Raw genomic sequence first — 906 nt, forward strand, 5'->3', positions numbered from 1 at the left:
TGTAGTGGTCTAATGAATCCGGACACCAACGTAGGGTGGTAAAATCACCACCTTAAGCGAGGTGTCATATGACCAGAAAACGACGATCCTTTACACCTGAATTCAAGCAGGAAGCCGCCAGCTTGGTGCTGGACCAAGGCTACACCGTTCCCCAAGCCAGCACATCGCTTGGTGTAGTCGAGAGCGCGCTGCGGCGCTGGGTTAAGCAGCTTGAGGCTGAACGCCAAGGTGTTACCCCCAAAGGCAAGGCTCTTACCCCGGAACAGCGCCGAATACAGGAGCTTGAGGCTCGGTGTGAGCGCCTGGAACGGGAGAAGAACATTCTAAAAAAGGCTACTGCTCTCTTGATGTCGGACGACTGGAATCGTACGCGCTGATTGACCAATTAAGTGAGCAAGAGCCTGTGGAATTGGTCTGTTCAGCGTTTAATGTGCATCGTTCCTGTTACTACGAACACCGTAAGCGGAGCCGTCGTATCGATGCGGAGCGTGTGGCCTTGAAAGCCAAAGTGAACCGCTTGTTCAATCAGAGTCGCAGCTCGGCGGGAAGCCGTACGATACAAGGGCTCCTCAATGAGCAAGGGGAGGAAGTTGGTCGCTTCAAGGTACGCAGTCTTATGCGTGAACTCGGGCTGATCTGTAAGCAGCCTGGGCCTCATGCTTACAAGCAGGCGACAGTAGAGCGGCCAGATATACCGAACCATCTGGATCGAGAGTTTACGATGGCAACCCCGAATCAGGTGTGGTGCGGAGATATCACCTATATCTGGACGGGGCAGTGCTGGAGTTATCTGGCTGTTGTTCTGGATCTCTATGCACGACGGGTTGTTGGCTGGGCGATCTCCAGCAGCCCGGATGCAGATCTGGTGGTGAAGGCGTTGGAACATGCCTGGGAGCAACGCGGTCA

At 54.5% G+C, this 906-nt stretch carries 1 pseudogene; it reads left to right on the plus strand.

Features of this window, described 5'->3' with window-relative positions:
* Nucleotides 1-68 precede the first annotated feature (68 nt).
* Nucleotides 69-906: pseudogene (locus tag A11A3_RS17625) on the plus strand (IS3 family transposase); the annotation flags it as partial.

Source organism: Alcanivorax hongdengensis A-11-3, assembly GCF_000300995.1.
GTDB lineage: Bacteria > Pseudomonadota > Gammaproteobacteria > Pseudomonadales > Alcanivoracaceae > Alcanivorax > Alcanivorax hongdengensis.